Origin of the sequence: Aerococcus sp. HMSC23C02 (genome assembly GCF_001806805.1) — a bacterium.
GTDB classification, from domain to species: domain Bacteria; phylum Bacillota; class Bacilli; order Lactobacillales; family Aerococcaceae; genus Aerococcus; species Aerococcus sanguinicola.
The window spans coordinates 3237-10607 of record NZ_KV786046.1 but is presented as its reverse complement, the minus strand read 5'-3'; the positions used below and the strand labels follow the sequence as shown (position 1 = coordinate 10607).

General features: G+C 44.2%; 5 protein-coding genes. 3 read left to right on the top strand and 2 right to left on the bottom strand.

Going from position 1 to position 7371, the window contains the following annotated elements:
• A partial coding sequence (locus HMPREF3090_RS05885; RefSeq protein ID WP_148130131.1) for a YSIRK-type signal peptide-containing protein occupies positions 1-1039 on the bottom strand: 1039 nt, incomplete at its 3' end.
• A 1627-nt stretch (positions 1040-2666) separates the two neighbouring features.
• On the opposite strand from HMPREF3090_RS05885, the gene HMPREF3090_RS05880 reads away from it, so the two are divergent.
• Genes HMPREF3090_RS05880 through HMPREF3090_RS05870 form a run of 3 tightly spaced genes read left to right on the top strand, consistent with a single transcriptional unit; the run spans position 2667 to position 4478 of the window.
• Entirely contained in the window at positions 2667-3044 is a 378-nt protein-coding gene (locus tag HMPREF3090_RS05880) for a GntR family transcriptional regulator (RefSeq protein WP_067972421.1), read from the top strand.
• Between the two features lie 3 nt (positions 3045-3047).
• Positions 3048-3863: an ABC transporter ATP-binding protein gene (locus tag HMPREF3090_RS05875; protein WP_067972423.1), complete on the top strand. Its 816-nt coding sequence runs from the start codon at positions 3048-3050 to the stop codon at positions 3861-3863.
• A complete protein-coding gene (locus HMPREF3090_RS05870; RefSeq protein ID WP_067972427.1) occupies positions 3864-4478 on the top strand; it encodes an ABC-2 transporter permease in 615 nt (204 codons plus the stop codon).
• 887 nt (positions 4479-5365) lie between these two features.
• Here HMPREF3090_RS05870 and HMPREF3090_RS05865 read toward each other — a convergent pair.
• Positions 5366-7371: MiiA motif-containing surface protein (locus HMPREF3090_RS05865; protein WP_246818693.1), on the bottom strand; the 2006-nt coding region annotated here is incomplete at its 5' end.

Here is a 7371-nt window from a genome sequence, read left to right as displayed (position 1 = left end):
CAAGAATAAAGTAGTCCCCTGCTTGCACTTGCCCGGAGACTGCGATATCGACATCAAGACGAGCATAGCCACCTTCATTATCATGAACATAGTCTGTTTCACGATTACTACCATCAAGTTGCTTAAAGTCAGCATTAGTCACTTGAATTTGGTTTGCGACATTCTGTCCTCCACGAACAGACCGGCTGCTGGTAGGTAAAACCGCAAAAATTTGTCCTTTTTCACGTAAGCGATGGCTCTCTGCATAGGCTAAAGCTGCTTTTGTTAATTCCTCTCTCAAACTTAAGCCATTGCTTATATTTTGAGGATTAATCTCAGCGAGTAAACCTTCAACATCTTTCGGATCATAAACTTCCGCTAATTTAGAACGTAAGACCTGCTTGGGATTATCAGAAGCTGCAAGTTCTTTTGCGAAATCATCGAGCGCTGCTTGTTGATTGGTATCGCTCGTATTTTCATTCTTAACAGCGTTTTGATGGGCATTTCTCTGTTGATTTTCTTCTAGGATAGCCTTCTCCTTAGAATCAGCTACCGAAGATTTTTCACTAGAAGGTTCATTAATATCTTGTGTCTTATTTTTTTCTTTGTCTTCATTATGATTAGAATCAACAGTTAATTCTTCAGGTTGTTTATCCTGTGTATTTACTTCAACAGGTGTTTTTGTATCATTTTTCTCTTCTTTCGAATTATTGTCTAATGGACTTGTTTCATCACTAGACTCCATATTTGATTGTTCACTATTGTTTGGAATTAAATTAGAATTTAGTTCATTTTCTGGATTTTCTAGCCCGTTATTGTTTACAGTATCTTCTACTGCTGGCGCGTCTATTGGCACATCTGAAATTGCGCTTTCAGAAGCTTCGACTTTTTCTTGTTCTTGAATACTCGCTGCTTGGACGACAGCGACATTTCCAGCAAAAAGTAAGCCTGCTGCAACTGCCACAGAGGCTACACCAATATTTAATCGTTTAATCGAATAACGATAAAACTTGTTACTTTGTTTTTCCTCTCTAAGCTTAGTATTATTTTTTCCAACCATAAAGACTTCCTCCTAGTCAAAATTAGTTTATTTGATTTGAGATAAGTCCATGGTAAAAAAAAAAACAATAAATTCTTTCACGATCAGCTTTTTAAAACATTTTTTGTTCATTAAAAACACATAAGAGAACTAGAATTTAGCACGTAATATTAACGTTTTCATAGGCCCTACTCTTAATTGGATTAGTACATTATTGTTTTAAAAAATGACAATTCTAAATGATGAAAAATCATCATAAATTATCATTACATTTTTGATAGAGAAGTTTAGGCATGAATTTATTGCTTAATGACTAATTACTTATAGTCCCAATCTATTATTTATTTAAAACCCATAAATGATAACAAAAAACAAAAAACGTACACTTTAGCCCTTATAAATACTTACAAATACAATTATTTGTAAAAAAAGCGGTAAAGCAAAATTGCTTTACCGCCAAATCTACCGACGAAATGTTAGCATTTATCATATTTTTTACGTGAGTTTCTACGAAGAATCGGTAGACAAGTTGTGGCGCAAGGAGTGCCACAACTTAAATTAAACCATATATTTTTATTTTTGTAAAGGCTTTAATTATTATTCGAAATATTCCATTTATTAAGTCAGGTATTGAGCATTGTAACAAAGGAATGTTCCTAGGTTATTCGATTCCTTGAAATAGTCTAACTTTTTAATACTCGCATACTTAATGATACATTAATTATTTTTATCATTTTTGTCTTCCCCATGCGAAACACCTATAGCAGTCCCTATTGCTATACCAACGTCTATTCCAACCCCTATATTATCTGCCAAAAATAGAACCAAAAATTATACCTAATCTAATCCATAATCCTAAATCTCTTTTCATACTTATCCTCCTCCAATAGAATAAGAGTATAATGTTGAATACTAGCTATAACTATAAACTAGCTATCAATTACTACATGATTTGAACATTTTATTGTTGTACTCGCTCCTATTAGAATACTAACAGCAGCACTAAATCTTCCTATATTTTCTAAACCACATAATAAAGTCCACCATATACTTTTCTTTTTTACTCTTTTTTGAACACTGAATAATTTGAATTCTTCATCGCAATCTCCTTTCACAATTAACCAATAATTATAAACAATTATCTAGTATTAACAGATAATTGATATGTAGTACCCATCGGCATCACTGTAAACATTTTGATTATGCACGCCAAGAAAGAAAATGATTTGATTATGATTAAAATAATTTTAATCTATTTGAATTGTCAATTTAAATTTGAAAAAAAGCGGTAAAGCAAAATCGCTTTACCGCCAAATCTACCGACGCAATGTTAGGTTTTATTATACTTTTACGTGAGTTTCTTTGGAGAGTCGGTAGAAGAGTTGTGGAACAAAGCCACATTTAAATTAGACCATAAACTTTTATCTTTGTAAAGGCTTCAATTATTATTCGGAATATTCCGCTTATTAAGTTAGATATCGCTTAGCCTCTTAACAAGCTTATTTTCTTCTCTTTTACTCAATTAATCTCAGCTTAGGATATTCACTATTTACCTTAATCACCAATAGCATTCTCCAAACAAACTTGACAGAAATCTCCTCCCAGAATATACTGTACATATATATCATATACTATATACAAAGGAGCTATGACTTTGAACATCACCCTATCCAAATTTTCCAAAGACCCCTTGTACCAGCAGATTATAAGCGAGATTAAGCGCAATATCTTGTCTGGCCAGTTGAAGGAGGAAGAGCAGTTGCCTTCGATCAGACAGCTGGCCAAGGACTTAGAAGTGAGTGTGATCACGGTTAAGAAGGCTTATGAGAAGCTCGAGCAGGAGCATTTTTTGATGACGGTGCCCTACCAGGGGACTTATGTGGCCCACTTAGATACCGACCAGATTGAAGCGAAGATTTTGGCAGAGATCGATCAGGGTCTGGAGGAGATCGCGACCAAGGCCAAGAGTATCGACCTCACTGCCCAGGACCTGACCCAACGCCTGTTAGAAAGAATGGAGGAATAAGGAGTGACTTACGCCATTGAACTGAGCAATGTTTCTAAGAATCTAGGAGACTTCCGCATTGACCAGATGAATTTACAGATCCCTAAAGGTTATATCACCGGCTTTATTGGCCCCAACGGTGCGGGCAAGTCGACGACTATCCGGCTGATTATGGATTTAGTTAAAGCCGACGCTGGCGACATTAAAATTCTCGGCCTGGACCACCAGGAAGCTGGCAAGGCCGCCCGCGACCGGATTGGCTTTGTCTATCCCGAGAATGTGTTTTACGAGAATTTGACCGTGGCAGCTACTGGTCAGGTGGTGGGTGGTTTTTATGCCAAGTGGGATAAGGATACTTTCCGTCAGCTCTGCCAGGACTTTTGCCTCCCTCTCAAAAAGCAGGTGAAGGACTTATCCACGGGCATGAAGGTCAAGCTGTCGCTGGCGGTGGCCCTGAGTCATCATGCAGACTTAATCATCCTGGATGAACCAACTTCCGGTCTCGACCCCCTTGTTCGTTCGGAAGTTTTGGACCTTCTCTATGACCTCATCCAAGACCAAGACAAGACCGTCCTCTTCTCCAGCCACATCACTAGTGACTTGGAAAAAATTGCCGACTATGTGGTCTTGATCCAGGACGGCCGCCTGGTCAAGGGGGCTAGCGACCTGCTCGATGCCGACACCCGGCCGCTCCTGGCAGGGCTCAGGGAAAGTTCTACCGGCTTTGTTGGCCTGACCCAGGAAGCGGACACCTTCCGGGAACTCTATGGCGAGAAAGTTCTCATCGAACCCGCCTCCCTGGAAGAAATCATGGTCTATAGCTTGAAAGGAGCGCATTAAATGAAAGCCTTACTCTACAAAGACTGGCAAATCGGTCACAAGCTCTTGTTCCTATCCTTAGCGGTGAGCCTGCTGGTACTCTTTATTGTAGGAGATGGCCAGTTTCCGCTGTCACTCGGCCTTATGCTCGCCCTCTTCAATATCCGAAACATCGACGGGCTTGACGACAAGCGGCCCTACCAACAATTGATCCAGAGCCTGCCTGTCACTCGCAAGGAAGTGGTCGCCGGCAAGATCCTCTCCCACTTCATTCAAGTAGCCATCCTCATCATCCCGATCATTGGCTTGAACGCCTTGATCCCCGGCTATACGGCCAACAGCCTCTCTGAAGTCCTCTTGTTGGGCCTGCTTGCGGTTTTCCTACTTGTCGGCTACCAATTCACCTACACCCTCTTCGGGCCCGTCTTCATGAACTACGTCAGCATCGCCCTCTTCCTGGTCCTCATCACATTCGGCTGGTCCATCTTCAACAGCGCCTTCGTCCAAGGCCTCATCCGCCAGCTCCTGACCATGGACCAGACCCTCCTCATCCTCTCCGCCAGCCTGTTCTGCCTCATCCTCGCCTCCGCCCTCTTCATCCTAACCGTGAAAATCTATGAGCGAAAAGACCTCTAGTGACTGTGTGGTAATCCCCATTGACCTGAAAAGCGACTAGATGGTCGCTTGTGGGGCTGGCAGGTGTGCTGGGATTCGGCAATGTCGCTCAGGATAATGCCGGTACGCAGTCTGATTCGGCATTGTCTCCTGCGCTAATGCTGATACGCGATCTGATTCGGCAATACCTTCTAGATTAATGCCGTTTCAACAAGCCAGGCCTACTATTTTGAATCAGTTCCTACTATATTAATACCAAATTTATAACAAGCCAGGCTGCCTCCCCTCTCAAGCGGACAAGAGAAGCAGCCTGGCTTTTCGATTTGTGCTGAACTTGCTAGTTTTTCCTATGATGAAGCTCTTTCTCCGCGAGAAAGAGCCTTTCCTTTTGAGAAGAGGCAGTTTATAGCCGACTTACTGCCTCTTCTCTTAAGAATTGGCAGTTTCTTGCCGACTTACTGCCTCTTCTCTTAAGAACTGGCAGCTTCTTGCTGACTTACTGCCTCTTCTCTTAAAAACTGGCAGTTTCTTGCCGACTTACTGCCTCTTCCCTTGAGAACTGGCAGTTTCTTTCCGACTTACTGCCTCTTCCTTTGAGAACTGGCAGCTTCTTTGCCAGTTACCGACATAAGAAGCCAGCTTATGTCACTTTCCAGCTGACTTAACGACATATCCTTTTCCTTATGTCGCTATGTCACCATGATACCGACAGATCCCTATCCCTTGTGTCGCTAAGTCACCAAGATACCGACATATCGCACGCCTCATGTCAATAACTCGCCCCTCACAGACCAGCTCCTCCACAAAAATTCCACTTCCTTACATATTATACCCGCCCACACAAAAAGCCCCCGCACATTCTCGTGCGAGGGCTTCTTCTTATTCAGCTTTGGCGGTCAAGAGAGAGCTTAGTCTTTCTTTTTGCCTTTGCCGAGTGCCAGTAAGCTACCAGCGCCGACTAATGCGAGGGCGAGGCCGCTCGTTAGGCCGACTAGGGCTCCGGTTTGTGGGAGTTTGGTCTTCGTTTTGGCTGCTTTGGCATGGCCTTGGCCTGCTTGGCTAGCTTTTGGAAGAGCGCTTGGTGCTTTTTGGTCCACTTTGACAGTGCCTTGAGCTGCTTTTTGAGGAGCGGCTGGTTTGGCAACTGGAGTGGCTGGTTGAGCTGGTTTGACAGTGTTGCTTGGTGCGACAACTTTATCAGAACCATTGTCATCGCGTCCAGCGGCGTGGCCTTTGACTGGAACCACGACTTCCTTCTTACCGCCTGGTAATTCTGGGTCGGTGATGGTCACAGTGATTGGGCCGTCAACGTCGGTACCTGGTGTCACTTCAACTTCACCGGTTGTTGGGTTGATGACAACAGGAATGTCCTTGCCGTCTTCATCCTTAGCGGTGACTTTAGTGTCCTTATCAGGGTTATTCACCTTGATGCCAGTACCTTGTTGGTCGTTAGTTGGGTTGACTTCCTTGACTTGTGAATCATCCACCGTGGTTGGCTTCTTGTAGTCAGGAGCTGCGCCGCCTTTAGCTTTCACGATCACCCATACTTGGGCAGCTTCAGTGGTGCCGTCTGGTAGGGTGACAGTCACATCGATGATGGTGTCGCCCACTTTATCCGTAGATGGGAGGCTTTGACCTTCATTGATGGTTACCTTGTAAGAGCCTTCAGGAACGCCGACTACGACGATGGCCTTGGTGATGTCGTCTGCGGTCAAGCTTTCGCCGACATGCTTAACAACTGGGTGGGATTCGATTGGGTAAGCGACAGCTGGGTCACCCTTGCGCGTTGTTTCGCCCGTTGCCTTTTGAACGGTTGCGGTTTCAACGGCAGGTTTCTTACCTTCTTCAGTTTGTTCAACCGTCACCTTGTCCCCAGCGAAAAGTTTGTTGGCAGGAACTTTGACAGACCAGTTACCGATACCGTCAACTGTGGTTTCGCCAATGACATTGCCGTCCTTGTCTTTCACCACAATCTTAGCATCTGGCACGCCGTTACCTTCCACGATTTCGTCGCCTTCATGGATGGCTTCGATGGTAGGCTTAGCCGATTGGTCAGACCCGTTGTCATCGCGACCTGCTTCGTGGCCCTTAACAGGAACGGTCACTTCTTGCTTGCCGCCTGGGAGGTCTGGGTCCGTTACGGTAACGGTGATAGGACCGTCAACATCCTTACCTGGAGTGACTTCAACTTCGCCGGTTTCAGGGTTGATGACTACAGAAACGTCTTTGCCGTCTTCATCCTTGGCAGTCACCTTGGTTTCCTTACCCGCGTTGTTAACCTTGATGCCAGTGCCTTGTTTTTCGTCAGTTGGGTTAACTTCCTTAACGGCTGAGTCATCAACATTGGTCTTTTCACGAACTAAGTCAGTACCTGGGATGGTGTCTTTAGAGCCATCTGGGTAAGTGATGGTAGCTGTGCCGTCCTTGCCGATTTCAACCTTGGTTGGGTTTTGGCCTTCCTTAGCTGCTGGGAATTTATCCTTGTTGGCGTCTTCGATAGCCTTCTTAACTTGAGCTTTTTCGTCGTCAGTTAAGTTGTTCTTGTCAGCGACTGGAGTCTTTTCAGCTGGGACAGTTGGGTCAGTAAGATCTGCTTGAGTCTTGTCTGAACCGTTGTCATCGCGGCCTGCTTCATGACCTTCGACTGGAACAGTCACTTCTTTCTTATCGCCTGGGAGGTCTGGATCGTTAACAGTTACCACGATTGGGCCGTCAACATTGGTACCTGGAGTGACTTCCACTTCGCCGGTTTCAGGGTTGATAACGACAGGAACATCCTTGCCATCTTCATCCTTAGCAGAGACAGTAGTGTCTTTGTCCTTGTTGTTGACTTTAATGCCGGTGCCTTGTTTATCGCCGGTTGGCTTAACAGGTTTAACCGCTGAGTCATCAACATTGGTCTTTTCACGAACTA

Bases quoted from the DNA above. Each gene is read 5' to 3' on its own strand.
- HMPREF3090_RS05880 (WP_067972421.1), top strand. From the start codon at position 2,667: ATGACTTTGAACATCACCCTATCCAAATTTTCCAAAGACCCCTTGTAC.
- HMPREF3090_RS05870 (WP_067972427.1), top strand. From the start codon at position 3,864: ATGAAAGCCTTACTCTACAAAGACTGGCAAATCGGTCACAAGCTCTTG.